The 24,118-nt window shown below is 30.0% G+C and carries 26 protein-coding genes; 10 read left to right on the forward strand and 16 right to left on the reverse strand.

What is annotated here, in order from left to right; all coding sequences use genetic code 11:
• Positions 1-12: 12 nt before the first annotated feature.
• Positions 13-1,920: a molecular chaperone HtpG gene (gene htpG / locus MED152_RS12865; protein WP_015482332.1), complete on the reverse strand. Its 1,908-nt coding sequence runs from the start codon at positions 1,918-1,920 to the stop codon at positions 13-15.
• 176 nt (positions 1,921-2,096) lie between these two features.
• Between htpG and MED152_RS12870 the strand changes: the two genes are divergently transcribed.
• The 3 genes from MED152_RS12870 (at position 2,097) to MED152_RS12880 (ending at position 4,513) form a co-directional block, all read left to right on the forward strand.
• Positions 2,097-3,104 carry a 3-oxoacyl-ACP synthase III family protein gene (locus tag MED152_RS12870; protein ID WP_015482333.1) on the forward strand — a complete coding sequence of 336 codons (1,008 nt, stop codon included), beginning with the start codon at positions 2,097-2,099 and terminating at the stop codon, positions 3,102-3,104.
• A gap of 180 nt (positions 3,105-3,284) precedes the next feature.
• Positions 3,285-4,100, forward strand: a complete 816-nt coding sequence (locus MED152_RS12875) for a GLPGLI family protein (RefSeq protein WP_015482334.1) — start codon at positions 3,285-3,287, stop codon at positions 4,098-4,100.
• A 47-nt stretch (positions 4,101-4,147) separates the two neighbouring features.
• Complete coding sequence (locus tag MED152_RS12880) at positions 4,148-4,513, forward strand: CoA-binding protein (protein ID WP_015482335.1); 366 nt, start codon at positions 4,148-4,150, stop codon at positions 4,511-4,513.
• 136 nt (positions 4,514-4,649) lie between these two features.
• On the opposite strand, the gene MED152_RS12885 is transcribed toward MED152_RS12880, so the two are convergent.
• Genes MED152_RS12885 through pyrR form a run of 6 tightly spaced genes read right to left on the reverse strand, consistent with a single transcriptional unit; the run spans position 4,650 to position 8,471 of the window.
• The gene (locus tag MED152_RS12885) at positions 4,650-5,420 is read right to left on the reverse strand and encodes a LuxR C-terminal-related transcriptional regulator (RefSeq protein WP_015482336.1); all 771 of its coding nucleotides are present in this window, start codon (positions 5,418-5,420) and stop codon (positions 4,650-4,652) included.
• Positions 5,410-6,333 (reverse strand): ribonuclease Z, encoded by a 924-nt coding sequence (locus MED152_RS12890; RefSeq protein WP_015482337.1) that lies wholly within the window; start codon positions 6,331-6,333, stop codon positions 5,410-5,412. Before MED152_RS12890 ends, MED152_RS12885 begins: the two co-directional genes overlap by 11 nt.
• Positions 6,330-6,650 (reverse strand): T9SS type A sorting domain-containing protein, encoded by a 321-nt coding sequence (locus tag MED152_RS12895; RefSeq protein WP_015482338.1) that lies wholly within the window; start codon positions 6,648-6,650, stop codon positions 6,330-6,332. The genes MED152_RS12890 and MED152_RS12895 overlap by 4 nt, the downstream gene beginning before the upstream one ends.
• Positions 6,651-6,663: 13 nt before the next feature.
• Complete coding sequence (locus tag MED152_RS12900) at positions 6,664-6,996, reverse strand: hypothetical protein (protein WP_015482339.1); 333 nt, start codon at positions 6,994-6,996, stop codon at positions 6,664-6,666.
• A 4-nt stretch (positions 6,997-7,000) separates the two neighbouring features.
• The gene (locus MED152_RS12905; RefSeq protein WP_015482340.1) at positions 7,001-7,930 is read right to left on the reverse strand and encodes an aspartate carbamoyltransferase catalytic subunit; all 930 of its coding nucleotides are present in this window, start codon (positions 7,928-7,930) and stop codon (positions 7,001-7,003) included.
• Position 7,931: 1 nt separating this feature from the next.
• Complete coding sequence (gene pyrR / locus MED152_RS12910) at positions 7,932-8,471, reverse strand: bifunctional pyr operon transcriptional regulator/uracil phosphoribosyltransferase PyrR (protein WP_015482341.1); 540 nt, start codon at positions 8,469-8,471, stop codon at positions 7,932-7,934.
• 191 nt (positions 8,472-8,662) lie between these two features.
• Here pyrR and MED152_RS12915 point away from each other — a divergent pair, with 191 nt between their 5' ends.
• Complete coding sequence (locus MED152_RS12915) at positions 8,663-10,033, forward strand: lipopolysaccharide assembly protein LapB (RefSeq protein ID WP_015482342.1); 1,371 nt, start codon at positions 8,663-8,665, stop codon at positions 10,031-10,033.
• A 56-nt stretch (positions 10,034-10,089) separates the two neighbouring features.
• Here the strand turns inward: MED152_RS12915 and MED152_RS12920 are convergent, their stop codons facing one another.
• Entirely contained in the window at positions 10,090-10,938 is an 849-nt protein-coding gene (locus MED152_RS12920) for a DUF2911 domain-containing protein (RefSeq protein WP_015482343.1), read from the reverse strand.
• Positions 10,939-11,047: 109 nt separating this feature from the next.
• Here MED152_RS12920 and MED152_RS12925 point away from each other — a divergent pair, with 109 nt between their 5' ends.
• Positions 11,048-11,812: an NAD(P)H-binding protein gene (locus MED152_RS12925; protein ID WP_015482344.1), complete on the forward strand. Its 765-nt coding sequence runs from the start codon at positions 11,048-11,050 to the stop codon at positions 11,810-11,812.
• Here MED152_RS12925 and gldG read toward each other — a convergent pair.
• From gldG to MED152_RS12950, 5 genes are read right to left on the reverse strand one after another with little or no spacing between them, the layout of a single operon-like run.
• On the reverse strand, positions 11,809-13,449 hold the full coding sequence (gldG, locus tag MED152_RS12930; protein WP_015482345.1) for a gliding motility-associated ABC transporter substrate-binding protein GldG: 1,641 nt from the start codon (positions 13,447-13,449) through the stop codon (positions 11,809-11,811). The genes MED152_RS12925 and gldG overlap by 4 nt on opposite strands.
• Complete coding sequence (gldF, locus tag MED152_RS13780) at positions 13,442-14,161, reverse strand: gliding motility-associated ABC transporter permease subunit GldF (protein WP_015482346.1); 720 nt, start codon at positions 14,159-14,161, stop codon at positions 13,442-13,444. The genes gldG and gldF overlap by 8 nt, the downstream gene beginning before the upstream one ends.
• Positions 14,161-14,685: a GNAT family N-acetyltransferase gene (locus MED152_RS12940; RefSeq protein ID WP_015482347.1), complete on the reverse strand. Its 525-nt coding sequence runs from the start codon at positions 14,683-14,685 to the stop codon at positions 14,161-14,163. The genes gldF and MED152_RS12940 overlap by 1 nt, the downstream gene beginning before the upstream one ends.
• 15 nt (positions 14,686-14,700) lie before the next feature.
• Positions 14,701-14,997, reverse strand: a complete 297-nt coding sequence (locus tag MED152_RS12945) for a putative quinol monooxygenase (RefSeq protein ID WP_015482348.1) — start codon at positions 14,995-14,997, stop codon at positions 14,701-14,703.
• Between the two features lie 2 nt (positions 14,998-14,999).
• On the reverse strand, positions 15,000-15,860 hold the full coding sequence (locus tag MED152_RS12950; protein ID WP_015482349.1) for an S-adenosyl-l-methionine hydroxide adenosyltransferase family protein: 861 nt from the start codon (positions 15,858-15,860) through the stop codon (positions 15,000-15,002).
• 127 nt (positions 15,861-15,987) lie between these two features.
• On the opposite strand from MED152_RS12950, the gene MED152_RS12955 reads away from it, so the two are divergent.
• The 5 genes from MED152_RS12955 to MED152_RS12975 all read left to right on the forward strand — a co-directional run bounded on the left by MED152_RS12955 (position 15,988) and on the right by MED152_RS12975 (position 21,515).
• Positions 15,988-16,941: a PhoH family protein gene (locus MED152_RS12955; RefSeq protein WP_015482350.1), complete on the forward strand. Its 954-nt coding sequence runs from the start codon at positions 15,988-15,990 to the stop codon at positions 16,939-16,941.
• Positions 16,942-17,082: 141 nt separating this feature from the next.
• Complete coding sequence (locus MED152_RS12960) at positions 17,083-19,686, forward strand: T9SS type B sorting domain-containing protein (RefSeq protein ID WP_015482351.1); 2,604 nt, start codon at positions 17,083-17,085, stop codon at positions 19,684-19,686.
• Between the two features lie 44 nt (positions 19,687-19,730).
• Positions 19,731-20,675, forward strand: a complete 945-nt coding sequence (locus tag MED152_RS12965) for a phosphoribosylaminoimidazolesuccinocarboxamide synthase (RefSeq protein ID WP_015482352.1) — start codon at positions 19,731-19,733, stop codon at positions 20,673-20,675.
• Positions 20,675-21,157, forward strand: coding sequence for a hypothetical protein (locus MED152_RS12970; RefSeq protein WP_015482353.1), 483 nt, complete (start codon positions 20,675-20,677; stop codon positions 21,155-21,157). Before MED152_RS12965 ends, MED152_RS12970 begins: the two co-directional genes overlap by 1 nt.
• Positions 21,150-21,515, forward strand: coding sequence for a hypothetical protein (locus MED152_RS12975; protein WP_015482354.1), 366 nt, complete (start codon positions 21,150-21,152; stop codon positions 21,513-21,515). Before MED152_RS12970 ends, MED152_RS12975 begins: the two co-directional genes overlap by 8 nt.
• 213 nt (positions 21,516-21,728) lie before the next feature.
• On the opposite strand, the gene MED152_RS12980 is transcribed toward MED152_RS12975, so the two are convergent.
• From MED152_RS12980 to MED152_RS12990, 3 genes are all read right to left on the reverse strand, one after another.
• The gene (locus MED152_RS12980) at positions 21,729-22,307 is read right to left on the reverse strand and encodes a fasciclin domain-containing protein (protein ID WP_015482355.1); all 579 of its coding nucleotides are present in this window, start codon (positions 22,305-22,307) and stop codon (positions 21,729-21,731) included.
• A gap of 136 nt (positions 22,308-22,443) precedes the next feature.
• The gene (locus tag MED152_RS12985) at positions 22,444-23,241 is read right to left on the reverse strand and encodes a TerC family protein (RefSeq protein ID WP_015482356.1); all 798 of its coding nucleotides are present in this window, start codon (positions 23,239-23,241) and stop codon (positions 22,444-22,446) included.
• An 88-nt stretch (positions 23,242-23,329) separates the two neighbouring features.
• A complete protein-coding gene (locus MED152_RS12990; RefSeq protein WP_015482357.1) occupies positions 23,330-24,109 on the reverse strand; it encodes a sulfite exporter TauE/SafE family protein in 780 nt (259 codons plus the stop codon).
• Between the last annotated feature and the right edge of the window lie 9 nt (positions 24,110-24,118).

Genomic DNA, 24,118 nt, shown 5'->3' on the forward strand with positions numbered 1-24,118 from the left:
TTAAAGTATTAACTATTTAATTAGCTCATAAGAACGTTTGATAAAATTAGTTAACTCTTCACCATGTAAAAGGTTTTGAGATAATTTTGCTAAATCAAAAGCTTGAGAAATTAAATTTTTCTGCTTGTCTTCATCAGCTGCTAAAATTTCAGAAACTAATGGGTTGTTAGTGTTTACAACTAAGTTGTACATATCTGGGAAATTACCCATTCCCATCATTCCTCCACCTCCAGATGCTTGCATTTCTTTCATTCTACGCATAAATTCTGGTACAGTAATTATAAAAGGAGATGAGTTAGAATCCATAGCTTCTAATTGAACTGTGTATGTTTCTTTAGGCACAGCAGCTTCAATAATTGGCTTTAATTTATCTTTTTCTTCATCAGATAATTTAGAAATAACATTTTCGTCTTTCTTAATTAAATTATCTATAAAATCTGCATCTACTCTTGTAAACTTAACTTTAGCATCTCCACCCTCTAATTTTTGCATTAAATGCGAGATAATTGGTGAATCTAAAAGTAAAACTTCGTAACCTTTTGCTGTAGCTTCTTGTATGTAACTGTGTTGTGCATCTTTATTAGAAGCATATAAAATTACATGGTTACCATCTTTATCAGTTTGAGCATCTTTTGTTTTTTCAATTAATTCATCAAACGTAAAGTAAGTATCTGCAACTGTTGGATATAAAGCAAACTTTTTAGCTTTATCAAAGAATTTATCTTCAGACAACATTCCATACTCAATAATTACTTTAATGTCATTCCATTTTTTCTCAAAATCTTCACGATCTTTTTTGAATAATGAAGCTAATTTATCTGCCACTTTTTTAGTGATATATCCAGAAATCTTTTTTACAGCTCCATCTGCTTGTAAATAAGAACGAGAAACGTTTAATGGAATGTCTGGTGAATCAATTACACCTTTTAACATCTGTAAAAAGTCAGGTACAATACCTTCTACATTATCCGTTACAAAAACTTGGTTTTGGTACAATTGAATTTTATCTTTTTGCATATCTAAGTTTTGAGACAACTTAGGGAAGAATAAAATACCTGTTAAATTAAAAGGATAATCTACATTTAAATGTATGTGGAATAAAGACTCCTCGAATTGCATTGGATACAATTCTCTGTAGAAATTATCGTAATCTTCTTTTTCTAAATCCGCTGGTTTTTTAGTCCAGGCTGGGTCTGTATTATTGATAATATCATCAACTTCAATTTGTCTGTGAGGTTCAGTAGTTTCTTTACCTTCAGCATCTTTAGTTGTTTTTGGTTCGTGAGTTGGATCGTTTACTTTCTTAGTTCCGAACTTAATTGGTACTTGGTTAAAACGATTGTACTTTGTTAATAAACCTCTAATTTTACCTTCTTCTAAAAATTCAGTCGAATCTTCTGCAATGTGTAAAACGATTTCTGTTCCTCTGTCAGACTTGTCATGCTCAACTAAAGTATATTCAGGAGATCCATCACATGTCCAATGTGCAGCTGGTTCATCTTTAAAAGATTTTGTAAAGATTTCAACCTTATCAGCCACCATAAATGCAGAGTAAAAACCTAAACCAAAATGCCCAATTACACCAGTTTCGTTTTTATCGTCTTTATATTTATCTAAAAATTCCTCAGCACCAGAAAAAGCAATTTGGTTAATGTATTTCTCAACTTCATCAGCAGTCATCCCTAAACCTTGGTCTTTAATGGTTAAGGTTTTGGCATCTTTATCAATGCTGATTTCAATTTTAGCATTACCCAATTCAGTTTGTGCTTCACCTATAGAAATAAGGTGTTTTAATTTTGTGGTAGCATCAGTTCCGTTTGAAATCAATTCTCTCAAAAAGATTTCATGATCAGAATACAAGAATTTTTTAATCAGTGGAAAAATATTTTCTACTGATACATTAATGTTTCCTTTACTCATAATTTTATAGTTATTTAATATTATTTTCTGAAGTACAAGTAGTCAAAAAAAATACCAAATTTGTAATTATGACAAGATGACAGAGTAATCTAATTTTGAGGAATAGTTTATAAATTGAAAATTCACTATTTTTGTTGGTTACAAATAGTAAATAATTAAAATTAGCGCTTTATAATATGTATAATTCAAAAATTACTGGTTTAGGATATTACGTTCCAGAAAATGTTGTTACCAATAATGACTTAAAGGAATTTATGGAAACTTCTGATGAATGGATTCAAGAAAGAACAGGTATTAAGGAACGTAGATGGATAGACCCAAAAACAGATGATAATACTTCATCTATGGGAGTTAAAGCAGCTAAAATTGCTATTGAGAGAGCAGGTTTAACAAAAGACGATATCGACTTTATAATTTTTGCTACATTAAGTCCAGACATGTATTTTCCTGGTGGTGGAGTTCGTGTGCAAGACATGTTAGATATGCCCACAATTGGGGCTTTAGACGTAAGAAACCAATGTTCTGGTTTTATTTACTCAATGTCAGTGGCAGATCAATTTATAAAAACAGGAATGTATAAAAACATTTTGGTGATTGGTTCAGAAAATCATTCAGGAGGTTTGGAGCGTTCTACTAGAGGTAGAGGAGTTACTGTAATTTTTGGAGATGGAGCAGGAGCTGCAGTTTTATCTAGATGTGAGGAGGAAGGAAAAGGTATTTTATCTTCTCATTTACATTCTGAAGGGAAATATGCAAGAGAATTAATGTTAGATGGCCCAGCAACAGGTAGATGGGTTCCTGAAATTATTGCAGAGAATGATCCAGATGATCAATCTTACTTTCCTTACATGAATGGACAATTTGTATTTAAACATGCTGTTGTACGTTTTTCTGAAGCCATTGTAGAAGGTTTACAAGCCAATAATTTGCAAAAAGAGGATATTGATATGTTAATTCCTCATCAAGCTAATTTAAGAATAGCGCAGTTTATTCAAAAGAAGTTTCAATTGGCAGACGATAAAGTGCATAATAACATTCAGAAATATGGAAATACAACTGCTGCCTCTGTAATTATTGCATTAACAGAAGCTTGGGAGCAAGGCAAAATTAAGGATAATGATTTAGTAGTTTTGGCTGCTTTCGGTAGTGGTTTTACTTGGGGTTCTGTAGTAATTCGTTGGTAAAATATCTAATTCATAACATAGAAGGCTTGTATAACTACAAGCCTTTTTTTGTTAGTGATTTTTAAAAATAGCGTATTTAAAATTATAGATAGCCTTAAAATATTGTTAATAAATTGATTAATCTTAAATAATGTTTAATATTTTATTAGATTTGTTAAACAAAATTTAAATTAACCAACTATGAAAGTTTTTAAATCAATAGCTACGAGTCTTATATTATCATTGTTTTTTGTAACTGGAAGTTATGCTCAAAAATTAAGTGGTAAAGCAACTTACATTTCTAAATCTAAAATGGAATTGGGTAATTGGGGAGCTAGAATGAGTGAAGCACAGAAAAAACAAATTGCAAGTCGACTTAAAAATAGATTAGAAAAAACATATAAACTAACGTTTAATAAAACAGAATCATCATTTAAAGAAGAAGAAAAAATTGATGCTATTTCTGGAGCAACAGATTCTTGGGGCGCATACTTTACTAGGGGAGATCATTATAAAAATATTTCTAGTAATGAATTGGTACAAAGTCAGGAATTTTATGGGAAGCGTTTTCTAATTAAAGATGATCTTTATAAGATTGATTGGACAATAGGAAGTGAGTCTAAGAAAATTGGAAATTACACTTGTTATAAAGCTAAAGCATTTGTGCCATATTCTGAGTTGAATTGGTATAATTTCTCTTGGGGAGATCTAAGAAAACCTGAAGGCAAAGAGGGCGAACAAGAAGAAAATTTAGTAGTTGTAGAAGCTTGGTATACACCACAAATTCCAATGGCACAAGGTCCAGCAGAATTTTGGGGATTGCCTGGATTTATTTTAGAGGTTAGCGCACAAAATACTACCTTATTATGTACAGAGATAGTTCTAGACAATGATGTACAACTAGAAATTGACGCTCCTGATAATGGAAAAGAAATTACCAAAGTAGACTATACAAAAACCATTAGAGAGAAAATGGTAGAGATGAGAAATAATAGAATGGGTAGAAGAAGAGGTTAAAATTTTGTTATTCTACAAAAAAGTTGTTTCTTAAGAAAAAGAAGATTATGAAAGGAAAGAAAACATTGGTTGTAGGAGCATCATTAAATCCTAATAGATATTCTAACATTGCTATTAAAAGGTTAATAGATAAAGGTGTAGAAACTGCAGCTATAGGTTTGCGAGAGGGCAAAGTTTTAAATGTGATTATTGATACTGAGCGTAAACATTTTAAAGATATCAATACAGTTACTTTATATTTAAATCCAAAAAGACAGGAGGATTATTATCAATACATTATAGATTTAAAACCAGAAAGGGTAATCTTTAATCCTGGTACAGAAAATATGGAGTTTGTAAAGTTGTTGAAAGACAATAATATAGATTCTGAAATAGCTTGTACATTGGTGTTACTTTCTACGAATCAATATTAATAGGCAAAACAAACAGGATTTAATTTGGGGGAATGATTTCTTACAGAAGAAATATAATATGTTGTAATCCCATTATTTTGCCTACGAGACAAAAGTAGAACCAATGTTTAAAACCGACAATACTCATTATGAGTATTTATATAAGTTTAGGATTGTTTTTAAAGTAATTTACCAATTCAAAAGTAGAATCAATATTTAGTTTTTTAAGGATGTTTCTTCTGTGCGTATTTACAGTGTGCACACTTATATTTAATTTATCTGCAATTACTTCACTGGTATTTTTAGTTATAATTAAACGAATTATATCTCTTTCTCTATTAGAAATAACACCCAGTAAATTTGCGCTAGACATATTTTCGTAATACAAGGTTTCATACTCTTTATGTTCATTTAAAATTTTAGCACTGGCACAAATATCCATTTGAATTTCCCCATTTAAAACGGTGTAATGAGCCATGCCAATTATTGGTTTATTGGTTTCATCAAATTGCAGTGGAGTAGTGTTTTGTATGATATTTACATACAATCCATTTCCATTTTTTATACGATAATTCCAAGTGTAATTCATTCTTTTACGCTGATCGTCATCCAATTCGTTCATTGTAAAAGCCATTAGATTTTGTAAACTTTTAAGCCAAAGTTTTATGTCTTCAGGGTGAAATAAAGACCAATAAAAATCCATACCATCAGCAATCATTTTATCGCGAGATAAACCTGTACAGGCTGTAAAATTTCTGCTTACATAGTCAAACCTTTTATTAGCAGTATTTGTAAGGCAATAAAATGTAGAATTGTAAGGAAAGAAATGATCAAGTTCTATTAATTTCTTAATATGATCTTCTAGTTCAACTTTAGGGTAAGTTTCAAATATTTCATTATAAACAGATTTAATTTGATTATTCTGCATCTATATTGAATTTTTTACCTGGTTCAGCTAATTCAGTATTTTTAAATACTTCTTGAGCTTCTTTTTGAAACAAAGAGATGTCTTTATATCGTCCAGAATAATGTCCAACTACCAATTGCTTTGCATTTGCCTCTTTAGCTATCTGAGCAGCTTGTTTCGAGGTTGCATGTTTTGTTTTTTTCGCTAAATCTTCTCTGTCTGCTAAAAAGGTAGCTTCATGATATAATAAATCTACTTCCTTTATAATTGGCACAATATCTGGCTTAAATATTGTGTCACTGCAAAAAGCATAACTTAAAGCTTTTTTTGGAGGCAGAGTTAATTCATCATTAGGTACAATTTCACCAGAAGTTAAAGTAATGTCTTTACCAGCTTTAATATTTAAATAATCTGCTCTACCAATCTCATCATAATTAGAAATATTACCCATGTGCAATTTTTTAGGTTTTTCTTTCTCTTTAAATAGATATCCATTGGTATACACTCTATGATTTAAAGGAATTGTAGTTACAGAAACTTTGTCATCTTCAAAAATTAGTTCACTTTTTTTAGAAGATAGTTCATGAAAAATAATGTCATATTTTGCATGTGATTGAGAAATTTTTAATTGCAATAACGTAACTTCTTTAATTCCTTTTGGGCCATATACATGCAGTTCTTTTTCTCTGCTTAATATGCCATAAGTAGACAATAAGCCTACCAAGCCATAAAAATGATCACCATGTAAATGTGATATAAAAATGTGGTTTATTTTAGAAAAGCCCACTTTATACTTTCGCATTTGACGTTGAGTGCCTTCTCCACAATCAATTAAAAAGTGACGATTATTAATTTCTAAATACTGAGATGTTGGGTATGCGTTTACACGCGGAGTTGCTGAATGACAACCTAAAATAGTTAGGTTTATACTCATTTAATGACAAAACGTTTAGATATGATTTCTTTTTTATCTCTAATACTATAAATATAAATACCAGTTGCCAAATCATCTTTATAAAAAGCAATACTATTTTTACCAATTTTAGTAGTGTATTCTTTCTTAAACACAATTTTCCCTAAAACATTTCTAACGTTTAATGTAATTTTTGACACATTATTAGCGTTAAAGGTTATGTTGGTAGAAATTGTAAACGGATTTGGTGCAGCAGATAATTTCTCAAGTGTTTTAGTTTGAGAAAAACTCATTGCTGAAGTGGTTAAAAATAAAGTTAAAAGTAGTTTTTTTATCATAATTATGGGGGGATTAAAAACCTAATTCTCGTTCCATGGCTTCCATATCTAAAATATCTTCGGCCTCTGTTAAAGTCGGCACAATATTAAAATCCTCTGGATAATCATCTGCGTTTACATCCTTGTAAACTATTACAAATGATGTGCCAAGCTCTTTTTTTTGTGCTGCTATACCCAAAAATAATAAAAAATCTTCTTTTTTCCTCTTAAAATCGTCAGAAAAAGTAACAATAATATTTTCTTCCTTTAATTTATCTAGCTCAGTATTAAGATTTTCTAAAAAAAATGAAGTAGATTTTTCAGAAGAATGGATTAAGGTATATTTATGATTCTTAGTTATTTTCATCTACCTATCTTTTAATTTGCTGTGCTAACAAGTAAATAACTGCCATTCTAACAGCAACACCATTTTCAACTTGATTTAAAATTATAGATTGATCAGAATCTGCAACATCACTAGTAATTTCAACACCTCTATTAATAGGTCCAGGATGCATGATTACAATCTTCTTACCAAGGTTGTCTAAAATCTCTTTATTAATACCAAATAGCTGTGTGTATTCTCTAGTAGATGGAAAATATTTAATATCCATTCTTTCATGTTGCACTCTAAGTACATTGGCTACATCACACCATTCTAAAGCTTTTTTAAGATTGGTTTCCACTTCTACACCTAAGCTTGATATGTGTTTAGGTATTAAAGTGGTTGGTCCACATACTTTTACCTGTGCACCTTGTAATTGTAAAGCAAAAATATTTGAAAGCGCTACTCTAGAATGTAAAATATCACCAACGATTACTATTTTTTTTCCTTTAACAGAACCTAATTTTTCTCTAATAGAATACGAATCTAATAAGGCTTGAGTTGGGTGTTCATGAGTACCATCTCCTGCGTTAATTATTTTAGCATCTACATGTTTTGATAAGAATACACCTGCACCTACATTTCCATGACGCATAACAACGATATCTACTTTCATAGATAGGATGTTGTTTACTGTGTCTATTAAAGTTTCTCCCTTTTTTACTGATGATTGCCCTGCAGAAAAGTTAATAACATCTGCAGAAAGTCTTTTCTCAGCAAGTTCAAAAGACAATTTTGTTCTGGTACTATTTTCGAAAAATAAATTGGCAATAGTAATGTCTCTTAAAGAAGGTACTTTTTTAATTGGTCTATTAATAACTTCTTTAAAATGGTCTGCAGTTTTAAAAATCAAATCAATGTCATTGGCATTTAAATATTTGATTCCTAATAAATGTTCTACGCTTAATTGATCCATATTACCTTTGTTCTATATAAACTGCATCTTTCTTATGTGTCTCTTTCCAAGTCACTAAAACTTTTTCTTCATTTATAGCATCTACTTGTCTACCTCTATAATTAGGTTGTATTGGTAAGTGTCTGCTAAATCTTCTATCAATTAAAACTAAAAGCTCTATATTTTTTGGCCTTCCATAAGACTGTAAAGCTGTTAAAGCAGAACGTACACTTCTACCAGAATACAAAACATCATCTATAATAACCACTTTTTTATCTTCAATTAAAAAGTTTATTTCTGTTGATGTTGCTGCTAAAGGTTCATCTCTTCTTCTAAAATCATCTCTATAAAAAGTAATATCTAATAAACCAGATTCTAGGTTTTTAATATTGTAATCTGTTTGCAATAAACTAGTTAATCTGTTTGCTAAATAAGAGCCTCTTGGTTGTAAACCAATTAAAACTGTATTAGAAAAATCATTATGGTTTTCAATTAGCTGACAAGCTAACCTGTGCAGTATAATTTCAATATCTTTTGAGTTAAGTAGCGTTTTTTTGCTCATAAGAAGGCTATCAAATTTTAGTTGATAGTTATTGAAAATCAAAATTAATGTAAATAAATGTATGTGCAAAATTTATAGTATGTAAATGCGATATTGAATTTGTTAATTAAATTGTTGAAAACAATCGTTACATTTTTAATTGCGACTAAAGACTTATAGTACATTTAAGTAATAATTCAAATCTCATAGCTATGTCTTTAGTAAAATTTGAATCGATGCTCAAAACCAACAATATTTATTTCTTTGATTTGGTTGAATTTGAGGAGATTATCATTCATTATTTAGATGCAGGTAAACATTCTTTGGCCAAAAAAGCGGTAAAGTTAGGTTTAGAACAACACCCAGAATCTGTAGATTTAAAGTTACTTCAAGTAGAATTATTCATTTTTGATAATGATTTAGACAATGCAAGTCTTCTTTTAAGAAAGATAGAGTTGTTAGAGCCAAATAACGATGAGGTTTTTATTCAAAAAGCTACAATACAATCAAAATCGGGTAAGCACAAAGAAGCTATTGATAATTTAAATAAAGCACTTTTACACACGGAAGATAAAGTAGATGTTTGGTCTTTAATGGGCATGGAATACCTGTATTTAGACGATTTTGAAAACGCAAGATTAAGTTTTGCAAAATGTATAGATGTTGATTATGAAGATTATTCTGCACTCTATAATATTGTGTATTGCTTTGATATGGAGAAAGAACATGAGCAAGCCATAAAATATCTAACAAATTATATCAATGTAAATCCGTATTGCGAAGTTGCTTGGCATCAATTAGGTAGGCAACATTTTGTGTTAGACCAATTTAAAGAAGCCTTAAGAGCATTCGATTACGCAGTTTTAATTGATGAATCATTTATTGGTGGATATTTGGAAAAAGCCAAAACTTTAGAGGAGTTAGGAGAGTATCAAGAGGCTATTGACAATTATTTAATTACACTAGAATTAGATGATCCTACAGCATTTGCCTATGTTCGAATTGGTGAGTGTTATGAACGATTAGAAAAATATGAAGCTGCAATTTCTTACTATAAGAAAGCAGTACATGAAGATCCACTTTTAGATAGAGGTTGGATTTTATTAACGAATCTTTTTTACAACGAAGGGAATTACGAAAAAGCATCTTATTATATTGCAAAAGCTTTAAAAATTGATGAGAACAATACTTTATATTGGAGAAGATATTCAGAAATAAAAATCAAAATGAACTTCTACGAAGAAGCTGTAATTGGTTTTGAAAAGTGTTTAGAGTTAAGAGATGATGCTATAGAAATTTATGTTTCTTTGGCAGATGTGCAGTCTTTTTTAGGCGATTTTAATGATGCTTTAACTACATTGTTTCAAGCGCAGAAAATCTACAAAAACTTTGCAGAAATAGAATATAGATTGGCTGGATTATTTTTTATACTTAATAAAAATAAATATGGGTTTAATCATTTAATACAAGGCTTGCAGATAGATTATGATTATCATGTCATCTTAAAAGAATTGTATCCAGCTGTGTTAGAAGATGATCAAATAAAATCGTTGTTAGTCAATTATAAAAAAGCATTAGAATAGGGCAAAAAAAAACCTCAAGAATAACTTGAGATTTTTTTTTTGAAAGTAATTTAAAATTACATTGCTCCCCATTCTTTTAAAGAAGCTTTGTTCATCTTAATATAACCAGCATTACCTGCTTCTTCTGCATACTTTAAAGACATTTTTGCAGCAGCAATTGCGCTTTTAGTTTTACCTGCTTTTGCATGAATTAAAGATTGCTGACGTAAATACCAAAAACGAGGTTTATCAGATGTCATTTCAACAGCTTTATCTATCCAAGCTTGAGCTTGATTGATATCTTTATCTGCCTGTAAGTAGTATACAGCAGCTGCATACATATCATTTGCAGATGGTCCAGCCATAATTTTTTCTATACTATTAGAAACCATTTTGTCTGTAGGAGTTTCAAATTTAAAAGGCACATAAACGTTTTCCCATAAAATTCCTAAAACTGCAGAGTTGTTTGTTAAATCATCAAAAGTGATGGTAAATGTTTCTACATTCATTGGCATTTCAATAGCATCTACTGTAACCTTTGCAGCAACTTTACTTTCATCCCATTTTGCAGGATTTCCCCAGTTTGTAGCATCTGTATACAACATCACATCCCAAGATTTTTCACCAGGAATTGTATATAAAGCATATGTTCCTTTCTTTAGCATTTTTCCGTCAACCATAAAGTCTGTAGAAAATGTTAGTTTGGTATTTGCGTTCGCGCCAGTTCTCCAAACTTTTCCATAATCTTCTAAACCTCCAAATATTTTTCTTCCTTTCATACTTGGTCTAGAATACTCTAAAGTAACATCTGTTAAACCTACTTTTTGTTCAACTTTTTGAAAAGGACTAGGAGCAGGAGTTTCAATTTGTGCATTTATAGCCATTGTCATTGCAGCTACAAATAGTGTTAATATAATTTTTCTCATAATAAATTTGAATTGTTTTATACTTTCAAAATTACGACTTCAAAAAACGCTTAATGTTAACAAAACCTTAAAAGAGCATTGTATCTTTGTTGTATATAGTTTAAAAGCGATGAAGAATATTAGTATTTTAGGTTGTGGTTGGTTAGGTAAGCCTTTGGCAGTTTCATTTATAGAGGATGGCTATTCTGTAAAAGGATCTACAACATCCGAAGAGAAAATAGAAGAATTAGAAGATTTAAATATTGAAACTTATTTGGTAGATATTTCAGAAAACGAGGAGTTTGATAGTTTTTTAGATGCTGATATTTTAATTGTGGCCATAACTTCGAAAGATATTGATGGTTTTGAAAATCTTATTTCACAAATAACAAATTCATCCATTCAAAAAGTTATTTTTATTAGTTCTACTTCTGTTTATGGACGTGTAAATAAGGTTATGACAGAAGAAGATGAGGTTCTAAAGAGCAACCCATTAGTAGAAATAGAAAATTTATTTTTGCAGAACGATTTTTTTGAAACTACTATAATTCGTTTTGCTGGTTTGTTTGGTGGTGATAGGCATCCTGCAAATTGGTTTAAAGGAGGTAGAAAAATTCCTCAGCCAAAAGGCTATGTGAACATGATTCATAGAGAGGATTGTATAGAAATTATTCATGAAATTATAGCGCAAAATGCATGGAATACAATTTTTAATGCATGTGCAGATCATCATCCTACAAGAAGAGAATTCTATACTTTAGCAAAATTGAGCAAAGGATTTGAGGTGCCAGAATTTGAAAATAATGAACAATTAGAATGGAAAATAATCTCTTCTAAAAAAGTGCAGGAATTTTTAAATTATGAATTTATTCATAATGATTTGCTAGCCATTTAAGTATATTTTCTTTTTCTTAAATAGTGAAAAGACAATCCAAAAACTCCAAGAATAATTAAAGGTAAAATTACATTTAAGAATTGCCAAAAAGTTCTTTCTTTATAGGCTTTTTGCTTGTCTAGTGTATTTATTTTCAGTGTTTTATTTCTTAAGCTAATTAAACCAGAATCATCTAACAAATAATCTACAGCATTTATTAAAAAATCTTTGTTTCCAAATTCTTGGTTTGTCCATTTATCTCTAGATAAATCTGTAGGTTTACCTTTTAAAATTTGATTTCTTGCAACATCTCCATCAGCAATTACAATCATTTTATTGTTGCTTGCCTTCTCTTTAAATAAACTTGAGTTGTAAGGTTTTATTCTGTTCTTGTATGCTGAGTTAAAATCGCCTTCTAATAAAACTGCAAAAAGCTGATTACCTGCTTTGTAATCTTCTTCAATAGGTTCTTCTGCAATAGATTGCAATTCAATAATTGTAGGTGTACCCACTTTTCTTGTAAGTGGAGAACTTACTAAAAGCGGTGTTTTTTTTATGTTATTTTTTAAGGTGTCTATTTGGTTTGCAAATTGCAAACGAACATTGCCCACATTTTTAGTAATTGGATGATAAGGATTACCTGAAACTAACGGATGATAAAACCAATCTAAATTTTGAAATTGTGTTTGATTGCCAACAGTACCAGTTGCAAGCGCAATTTGAGCTGCATACAAATCTTTAATTAGGGTTGCGTTTATTCTTACGCCATAAGAAAACAATAAGTCTGTTAAATTTAAATCTCTTGGGTAAGCCAACATTTTTCCAGTAGCTAATAAACTATCTTGGTCTGCTTGCACATTATCTAACATCCAAAGAGTTTTACCTCCATTTGTAATGTATTGATCTAGCGTAAATTTTTCTTGTTCTGTAAATTTCTCTGTCGGTTTTGTAATTATAGCTAAATCTACCGAAGTTAAATCTTTTAAAGTTTGCTGAGGATTTGAAGCTACTGAATCTAAAGGAAACTTAGTTAATCTGTATTTTTTTGAAACCTCACTTAAAAAACTATACTGATAAATGTCTTGCAATTCACCATTTCCTGTAAGAAGAACTACATTTTTTTGATTTTTTTCTAGAATTCCATTTATGGCAGATAAAAAACTATATTCTAAATTTTCAATAGCTTTTTGTAATTGCTCTTCTTGACTGGCAACAATTGCAGTTGGCAATAAGGAAACTATTTTAAATTTATCATCAACACTTATTTCTGCCCAAGGAAAAATGATAGCCTCAGATAGTTTACCATCTTCTTCTACAGTAAGTTGACTTGGCATCATTCCTTTTTTGATAAGAGCTTCTCTCTGATCATCAGGATTTTCAAAATTGATTTTAATGTTGTTGTTTTCTGCAGCTAACTCCTCTAAAAATTGCCTAGTTTCTATTTGCAGTCTTTTAAATTCCGATGGAAAATCACCTTCAAGATATACAGTGATAAAAAGAGGTTCATTTATTTCTGATAAGATAGATTTCGTAGTTTCAGAAAGCGTATAACGTTTGTCTGCAGTTAAATCGAATCTTTTATAAATGCCTTGATTGATAAAGTTTAAAAATAGTAAAGCAACAAAAAGACCTATAATGTAGAGTGATTTCTTATTCATTGTCTAAACGTGTTTTAGTAATGAATAAAAAGAAAAACGTAACACTTAAAAAATAAATAACATCTCTGGTGTCTATAACTCCTCTAGAAATACTTTTAAAATGTTCATTGATGCCTAATTGTTGAATTGTAAAACCATTGCTGCCAAAAGAATTTGCAATAGCATCAAAACCATAAAAAAGAATAAAGGTTATGAAAACACTTAGAATAAAGGCTACAATTTGATTTTTTGACAAGGTAGAGGTAAACAAACCAACTGCTGTATATGTTGAAGCTAAGAATAGTAAACCTAAATAAGAGCCTATGGTACTCCCAAAATCTATATTGCCAACAGGATTTCCTAATTCGTAAACTGTAAAAATATAAGTAAATGTTGGTACAATTGCGATAATTACTAAAAGGAGTGAAGCAAAAAATTTACCCAAAACAATTTTCCAATCAGAAATAGGATTTGTTTTTAATAATTCTATAGTTCCTGTATTGTATTCATCCGCAAAACTTTTCATAGTAATTGCAGGAATAAGAAATAAAAATACCCAAGGAGCTAGGTAAAAAAACGGAGTTACATCTGCAAAACCAGCATTTAGTATGTTAAAATCATCATTAAAAACAAATAAGAATAAACCATTTATAAGCAAGAAAACTCCAATTACTAAATACGCAATTGGGCTTGCAAAAAATGAGGTAAATTCTTTTTTTAATATTGGATACATTAATTGATTTCTAATTTATAAATTCGATTAAAATCATAGGTATTACATCTTCTATTTGCTTGAAATGTAAAGTTAAATTTCTTTAACAACGCAATTGATGCTAAATTATTTTTATGAGTATAGGCTTCTATTACTTTTAAATTCAACGATGTTTTTGAAAATGCGATGACACTTTCTAAAACCTCTGTCATTATTCCTTTTTGTTGATATTCAGGCTTTAGTTTGTAACCAATTTCTGCATAATGCTTAGCTACATCAATTTTATGTAAAACTACACTGCCTATTACTTTATTTTTAAATTCAATAAGCCAAAAAATACGTTTTTCTTCTTTAAAAAGGTTTTTACAATCAAGAATAAATGCTTCAGCTTCTGTTAATGTTTTAATTTTTTTTGTGCCTACAAATTTATTAATTTCTTGGCTAGAACGTAATGCAAAAACAAAATTTGTATCTTCTAAGGTTGCTTCTCTAAGCGTTATTCTATTTGTTTGTAAAATTGGAATTTCCTGAAAATTGTAAATCATTTACTTTCAGTTTTATTAAGGTAAACTAACGTTTTTGTTTACACTCCAAGCTTCTGGTTTATCGTTAAAATAACCTTTAGTTTGTGTCCAAGTTTCTTTAAAGAAATCAGAGTTTCTGTAATTCTCTAAATCACTTTCTTTATCCCAATAAGAGTAGGTAAAAAAGATTTCTGGGTTATTTTTATCTTGATATAATTCTAATAGTTTACAACCAGGTGAATTTCTTATTTTAGATTTTTTCTCATCGAACATCGCCTGAAAATCGGCAATGAATTTAGAGTGTAAACTCATTTTTACAATTCGTACAAACATAATTAGTTTAAGGGTGTAAATTCTGGTTTAGATTCATTGAAAAATTCAATAATTATTGGATCTCTGTAGTCCAAACCTAATAAAGTACAAGCACCACCAACTGTATTTAAATTGCTCTTGTAAATAGCTATTTCTAAAAAGCCTGCAGAGTTAAATATAGTCAATTTTGTGCCATCAAATTGGCTGGGATTATTGGTGTTTTTAGCAGCAACCTCATTATACCTGCTAAATATTTTATCGAAAGAATATCTAGATGCATTTATTTTAAAAGCTCTTCCTTTACCAACGTCGTTAAACATTTTTTTGCTGATGTTTGTAATTACGTTTCCATAATTATCAATATATAAAACACCACCAATAATTTGTGTCTGAATTTGGTTTACTTTCGGCTGAATTTCTATTAACTTTTTATATTCTTTAATTTCTCTTCCTATTACTGTTAAGTTTCCACCTCTAGCAATAAAACAAGCTACTTTTACAAATACGTCTAATACTGGAAAACTACTTTCAATACGATCGTGAATGTTAATTTCTACAATTTTAGTAGGTTGAATTTCTGAGGCTATCATAGAAATAATACCATTATCTGGACAAACAAAGTAATGATTGTCTAATTCAATTGCAATGTGTTTATTCTCTGCACTTAGCTCAGAATCTACACCAACAATGTGTATTGTGCCTTCAGGAAAACTCTTGTAAGAATTTTTTAAAATATAGGCAGTTTCTGTAATATTAAAAGGAGAAATTTCGTGAGTAATGTCTACAATTCTAGCCTCCGCTAATTCAGTATAAATAGCTCCTTTAACAGCACCTACAAAGTGGTCTTTAGTTCCAAAATCTGTTGTTAATGTTATAAAAGACATTAATTATAGGTGTTAATTAAATGTGTAAAAGTTGTTAATTACTTAACGCAAATCTAATGAATTTAGTACTTTTAATTACTACATTTAGTTTAATAATTCTTACTAACACACTAATAAATATAATCATTTGAACGAACGCATTATAGAGTTATCAGAAATAGATCCTAAAGAATTTTTTGGTACACAAAATAGCACTGTAGAACAATTAAAAAGGTATTTCCCAAAGATTAAGATTGTGGCTAGAGGTGCAAAGTTAAAAATATATGGAGAATCAGAAATTTTAGACGAATTTGAAATTCGATTTGAACGATTAGTCAAATATTTTAACAGGTATAATAAGTTAGATGAAAATAGTATTGAACGCATTTTAACATCTACAGGCAATGAAGAAAAAACAGCTGCAGCTAAAAATAGTAAAGATGTTTTGGTGCATGGTGTTAATGGTAAATTGATTAAAGCACAAACCCAAAATCAGCGTAAAATGGTTTCGTTGATGGAAAAGAATGATATGCTTTTTGCTGTGGGCCCAGCAGGTACAGGTAAAACATATACAGCAGTTGCTTTAGCAGTGAAAGCTTTAAAAGAAAAAGAAGTTCGTAGAATTATACTTACAAGACCAGCTGTAGAGTCTGGAGAAAATTTAGGTTTTTTACCTGGAGATTTAAAAGAAAAACTAGATCCGTACATGCAACCTTTGTATGATGGATTAAGAGACATGATTCCTCATGAAAAACTAGAATCTTACATAGAGAAAGGAATTATTCAGATAGCGCCTTTGGCTTTTATGAGAGGTAGAACTTTAGATAATGCATTTGTAATCTTAGATGAAGCTCAAAATACAACTCATAGTCAAATGAAAATGTTTTTAACTAGAATGGGTAAAAGTGCTAAATTCATTATTACTGGAGATCCAGGTCAAATAGACTTGCCTAGAAAACAAGTTTCTGGTTTAAAAGAATCTTTATTGGCGTTAAAAGATATAGAAGGCATTGCTCATGTTTATTTAGATGATAAAGATGTTGTAAGGCATAGGCTTGTAAAACGTATCATAAAGGCTTACAAGAGTATCGAAACTGAATAGCTTTAGCTAATTAATCTTATTTATTTTATTTCGTAAGGAAGTTTTAAAGTAAGAGACTATCAATTATGATAGTTGTATTTTTATGGTATAATTTTTGATTCAACTCAGATATAGTTTATTTTTACTATTAGGTTATTTCATATGAGGTTATTAGTACTCTTTTTACTTTTATTTTCTTCGTTTGCTTTTGCACAATGTCCACCTGCAGGTCAAGATCATTTTTTATCTTCTCAAGAAAAAATAGATGCTTTTGTTGATCAATATAGTGGTTGTGAAAGAATTGAAGGTAATGTAGATATTGTAGCTGGTTTAGTTGGTTTTGCAGATGTAGGAGAAAACCCAACACCTATAAATGATATTACCGGTCTTTATTTTTTAAAAGTAATTAATGGAGATTTTACAATTTCTCTAGACATTACAGAGTTAGATGGTTTTAATAATCTAACTGATGTAAATGGTCACTTCGAAATTACAAGCTCAAATACATTAACAAAGATAAGTGGTTTTAATAATCTTGTGAACGCTAAAAGTGTAACCATTGCACTAAACCCAATTTTAACAGATGTTGGTGGTTTTAGAAAGTTAAAACGTGTTTTCGAGAGTTTAGAAATTGGGAATAGCCCAGGTATACAAACTATTACTGGTTTTGAAAACCTACAAATTATTGGAGACGAATTAAATATTAGTAAAAATCCTGTACTTACAAGTATGCCCTCTTTTAATCAGGTAGAAAGTATTGGAGATGATTTAAACATTACGCTTAACCCAATTTTAGAAGAGGCTATTGGTTTTGAAAAACTTGAAACCATTGGTAACGATTTAAATATAGAGAATGTTAAAATTATTAGGGGGTTTAATAAGCTAAGAACTATTGAACGTTTTTTTGACATTAGAGGAGAAGGTGTAGAGGAAGTACCAAGCTTTCCCTTACTCGAAACTGTTGGTGCTGCATTCAGGATAGAAAATACTAGTGTTAGAAGTATGCAGGGTTATAATTCTTTAAAAAGAGTTGGAGAAAAATATTTTTTAGAAGATTGGTTTATTGTAAGTAATAATAAACTGTTAAGCAGTGTTGTTGGTTTTGGTCAGTTAGAAAAAGTAGAAGGTAATGTTGAGGTTCAAAAAAATCCTTTATTAAGCGATTGTTCTTGGCTTTGTAATATTATTAATAATGGAGAAATTACAGGCTCATTAATCATTCAAGAAAATATTGGAGATTGCATCTCAGCTATTGCAGTAATTCTAATTTGTGATGATGATTTTGATGACGATACCATTGCAAATGTAGTAGATTTAGATGATGATAATGACGGAATTTTAGATACTCTAGAAGGAAATGCAACTAGAGATACAGATAAAGACGGGTATCCAGATTCAATGGATTTAGATAGTGACAATGATGGTTGTTTTGATGTATTAGAATCTGGTTTTGAAGACCCTAATAATGATGGCGTTTTAGGAGATTTACCAGATGATGTAGATTTTAATGGCTTAATTATTAACGAAACTACAGGGTATACAGATCCTGCAGATAGAAATAATAATCGATTGTATGATTTTCAAGAATTAAATATTCCTAATCCTGGTAAAAATAATATTATACAATTGTGCAAAAACTCTAATGATATTGATCTTTTTGATGTGCTTTTGGGCTCACCAGATCGTGGAGGAACATGGTCACCAGCCTTAAAATCGGGTACAGGTGTTTTTAATGTTTTAGAAGATAAAGAAGGCATTTACACTTACACGCATTCAGATCCTATTTGTGGCGATTTAAGTGCAGAAGTTAAGGTTGAATTTTCATCAGAATTAAGTCCTGGTATAAATACAGAGGTTGTTATTTGCGATGATTTGGTAGAAATAGATTTATTTAGAGCTATAGAAGGTGATCCTTCTCCAAATGGTTTTTGGTCTCCAGAACTGGCAAGTGGTACCAATATTTATAATAAAAATTTAGATGTAGAATCAAGTTATAACTACGTGATTGTAGATAGAGAATGTGGAACTTTACAAGCCACAGTATCTCTAGTAAAATCAGAAGAACCTAACACTGGTTCAAATGGAGAATTACAAATTTGTGAATTTGCAGACTCAGTAAATTTATTCGATTATTTAAATGGTGAACCAGATGAAGATGGCTTTTGGAGTCCTGCACTACCAAATGGAGTTTTTAATCCCAGTCAAAATCCTTCAGGAATATATTCTTATACGATAGATAATGGTGTTTGTGGTAGAGCAACATCTACTGTAAACGTAGAAGTAGTTAGAAATTCACAATTAAATAATGTAAGAATTGAGGTGAACGATTTTTCGTCTACCAACAATTCTATAGAAGTATTTGTGTTTTCTAAAAGAGCTTATGAATATTCCTTAGATGGTTTAAATTATCAATTAGATCCTTTTTTCAATAATGTAGATGGTGGTTTACAAACTGTATATGTTAGAGGTATTGATGGTTGTGAGTTTTATAGTGAAGAGGTTTTTGTAAAAACTTATCCTCCCTTTTTTACACCCAATAATGATGGCCAAAACGATTTTTGGCGATTGAAAGATTTTCCAGACATTGGTTATACAATTTATATTTATTCAAGGTTTGGTAGGCTCATAAAAAGTGTAAGCAGTACAACAGGCTTTTGGGATGGTAAAGAAAATGGTAAAGAAATACAATCGTCAGATTATTGGTTTAAAGTAGTAACCGAAACTGGTGAAGTATTGCATGGTAATTTTTCTTTATTAAGAAAATGATATCCTAAAAATTAAACTTATTTTTGTAGAAATATCAACACTCTATGAACACAATTAACGAAACTAACTTCGAGTTTCCAGGTCAAAAATCAATATATAAAGGTAAAGTAAGAGAAGTTTATAACATAAATGATGACCTTTTGGTTATGATTGCTACTGACAGACTTTCTGCTTTTGATGTTATTTTACCACGTCAAATTCCATTTAAAGGTCAAATTTTAAATCAGATTGCCACTAAAATGATGAATGAGACCTCAGACATAGTGCCTAATTGGTTAATTGCAAATCCAGATGAGAATGTTGCAGTAGGTCATTTATGCGAGCCTTTCAAAGTAGAAATGGTAATTAGAGGATATTTATCTGGGCATGCAGCTCGTGAATATAAGTTGGGTAAGCGTTTGTTGTGTGGAGTAAAGATGCCAGAGAATTTAAAGGAGAATGATAAATTTCCAACGCCTATTATTACACCATCAACCAAAGCAGATAATGGTGAGCATGATGAGGATATTTCTAGAGAAGATATTTTAGCAAACGGAATTGTATCTGAAGAAGACTACTTAATCTTAGAGGAATATACTAGGAAGTTATTTCAAAGAGGATCTGAAATTGCTGCAAAAAGAGGGTTAATTTTGGTAGATACTAAATATGAATTTGGTAAAACAAAAGAGGGTAAGATTGTTTTAATTGATGAAATTCATACTCCAGATTCATCTCGATATTTTTACGCAGAAGGCTATCAAGAAAGACAAGATAACAATGAAGCGCAGAAACAACTTTCTAAAGAATTTGTGCGTCAATGGTTAATAGAAAACGGTTTTCAAGGCAAAGAGGGGCAAGCTATTCCAGAAATGTCTGATGAGAAAATTGTAGAAATTTCTAACAGATACATAGAGTTATATGAACAAATTACTGGAGAGCAATTTGTAAAAGCACAAACCGAAAATGTTTTAGATAGAATAGAGAAAAATGTTTTAGATTTTCTTTCTTAATGAAGGCAAGTACTATAAAACAACTTAAAGACGAATTATCTCATAAAACTGCACAAGAGCTAAAAGAATTATGCCTACAATTGGCAAGATTTAAGGTAGAGAATAAAGAATTACTTACCTATCTTTTATTTGAAGCACAGGATGAAGATCAATACATTATAAACTGTAAAAACTTTATTGATGTACAATTTGATGAAATAGACACTAAGAATGCCTATTATGTGCGCAAGAAGATTCGTAAAATTTTAACCTCAGCTAAAAAGCTTATTCGATTTTCTAAGAAAAAAGATACAGAAGCAGAAATTCTCCTTCATTTCTGTAAAAAGTTAAAGAATTACAATCCTTATTTTAAAAGAAGTAATCGATTACAAAATATTTTTCAAACGCAATTGCGAATGGCTAGTAATGCTATTTTAAAACTTCATGAAGATTTGCAGTTTGATTATCAACAAGAATTAGATAATTTATTAGGCAATGGCTAAAGAAAGACCTGAGTTACCTGGGTTAATAAAACCAAATATTACACCTATAGAAGAGTTTCAGAATTCAGTTATTAGGCCAATTATTAAGATGCAGCATGAATTAATCATAGCATTTTTTAAGCAGAACTTGGTAAAAAGAAAAGTTGATTTTTCTTCGATAAAAGTAGAAAAGAAAAAAAGTACTATAAAAAATGCTTTGCAGAAAGATATTAGTTTTAAGAAATTACTTCTTGGTAGCATTCTAGGTCATTTTTCTATGGATGAGTATACAGTTTATTTGGGCAATGCTTCTGAATACAATAGAAGGATAATTAATATTATTACCAAGAGACTACAAGATAGTATACCTGAACTATAAAATAAAAACCGCTACCAAAAGTAGCGGTTTCAATCAATCAACCAAAAAACTTCCTTTATCAATATTTCGTATGAGATACGAATTAATACGAGAAGTAATTTTTATATGTTTTACCAAAACAATACACTACAAATATAACTATATTTTGTTTAATAAAATGTTAAAATAAATAAACAATATATTAAATTTAGTAATGACTGTTATAAGTAAAACTTATTTAGGCATTACTACTGAGTCAATTGCATGGATAACTCCATTAGATGCATCAACATCTGTCATAACTACTGTAGATGTACCTCCTTTTTCGTCTGTTAAAATAACTTTACCATCGTTTAAAGATGCAGAAATCATTCCTCCTTGAACTGTTTTAATCATAAATTTACCATTGTTGTTGTTAATTGCATCAATAACATCTTTTGCAACGAATTTTCCTGCAATAACATGGTAAGTTAAAATAGAAGTTAACATTTCTTTGTTCTCTGGCTTTAACAATGTAGCCACTGTTCCTTCTGGTAATTTGTCAAAAGCTCCATTAACTGGTGCAAATACTGTAAATGGTCCATCACTGTTTAAAGTGCCAACTAAATCAGCAGCTTTTACTGCAGCTACTAAAGTTGTAAAGTTGTCATTTGATGCAGCAATAGTTACAATAGTTTCTTTTTGCTCAACAACTTCTTTTTTAGTTTCTACTTCAACTTCAGCTACTTTTGCTTCTTCCTTTTTGGTAGATACACAAGAGAAAGATAATAATGTTACTAATACAAGTGATGTAAGTTTAAACGCTAGTTTCATAATATGTTTTTTAGATTTATTACAAAGGTATAGTATTGAAGAATTAAATATGTTTAATAAAATGTTAAATAAATTAAACAAAAAAAAAGTTAATCACAAAAAAAAACATTTCTATTGAAATGCTTTTTACTCTTTTTTATTTTTTAGATTCTAGTAGAAGTTTCTTTTGATATCTACCTTGTACAATATCTACAATAACCAAAATTGCGATAACAAAATAGAATGTAGTTTTACTCATAGGTACAATTTCATTTCCAAATAATTTTATATGAGCCAAGTGACCACCCTCTGTTACTAACATAATACCGACTATAAATAGAATAAATAAACCTAATACTTCGTACATTCTGTTTTTAGCTAAGAAAGTAGATACTCTATCTGCTAAAAATAACATTAACAAACCACTTGCAACAATAGCAATAGCCATTATAATAAATGCGGTTGTAGGATTTTGAATTTCACTGGTTAAACCAATAGCTGCTAGAATAGAATCGAAAGAAAAAACTAAGTTCATTATTACAATACTTACAATAGCACCATTTGCAGTTTTTTTAGATTTTTGATCTACCATTTCTGAATTTTCCAAATCACTTGTACCAATCATGTGCCAAATTTCTTTAATAGCAGTATAAATAATAAAGCCACCACCAATAAGAACAATGATGCTGTGACCATTGAAGGCAAATTCGGCAACATTTTCAATACCTCCTGTTAAGAAAGAGAAGGGTTCTTGAAAATAATCAATAATAGAAACTAATAAAAATAGTAAGCCTATTCGTAAAGCTATAGCAACAAGAATACCTACTTTACGTACTCGTTTTTGTTCGGCTATTGGAGCTTTTTTAGATTCTAGAGAAATGTAAAGTAAATTGTCAAACCCTAGCACAGCCTGTAGCATCACTAGCATTAGTAAAGTAAAGATATTTTCTAACATATTTATTTTTTTAGTTGATGTTTCAAATATATTTCTTCAACAGGTATAAAACAATCGTTATCCAAATTAATTTGCGCTCAAATTAAATTTAAAATAGAAAATCGTAAAGAATTTTAATACCTACAAAGGCAATAAGAATTGCTGTTGCTTTTTTAAGTTGAATAGGTGTAAAGAAATTATTGCTAATTCTGTTTCCTATTTGGCCACCAATAAATACGGTTAGCAAAAGAATAGAAGTTAAGCCCCAGTTTATTTGAAAATCAGGATTTGTACTTTGACCTAAAAAACCTGCTATGGAATTTACAAGAATAAACATGCTTGCAGTGGCTGCAATTTTTTTTGGAGTATCCCAATTTGTTAAATGTAGAATGGGTGCTAGGAATATTCCTCCACCAATTCCAACCATTCCAGATATAAAACCTATAATACTTCCAATAGCACCATTTTGACCTAATTTATTTTCTTGATTTGCATTTGAGTTTGAAACTATTTTTTTTGAAAGCCACATTGTGACTGAGGCAAATACTAGTGTAGAGCCAAGAAGAATAAAAAATAAGTTTTCGCTAATTTTTAGATATCCGCCTAAATATGCAAAGGGGATACTAAGTAGTACTAATGGGGTTATTTTTTTATAGTTTAATTGCTTATTTCTATGAAAAATGATTACGTTGCCAAGTACTACAACAATATTACAAAGTAGGGCAGTTGCCCTAATTTGAGTGAAGGTAAGACTAGTTAAGGCCAAGATTGCTAAGTAACTAGAGCCACCACCAAAACCTACTGAAGAATATAATAAAGCCACCACAAAAAAGAGTAGAATTATAAACCAATGACTATTGATTAACTCCAAAATTAAATCTAAGTTCATGTTCAACAA

Origin of the sequence: Polaribacter sp. MED152, from assembly GCF_000152945.2 — a bacterium.
Lineage (GTDB): Bacteria > Bacteroidota > Bacteroidia > Flavobacteriales > Flavobacteriaceae > Polaribacter.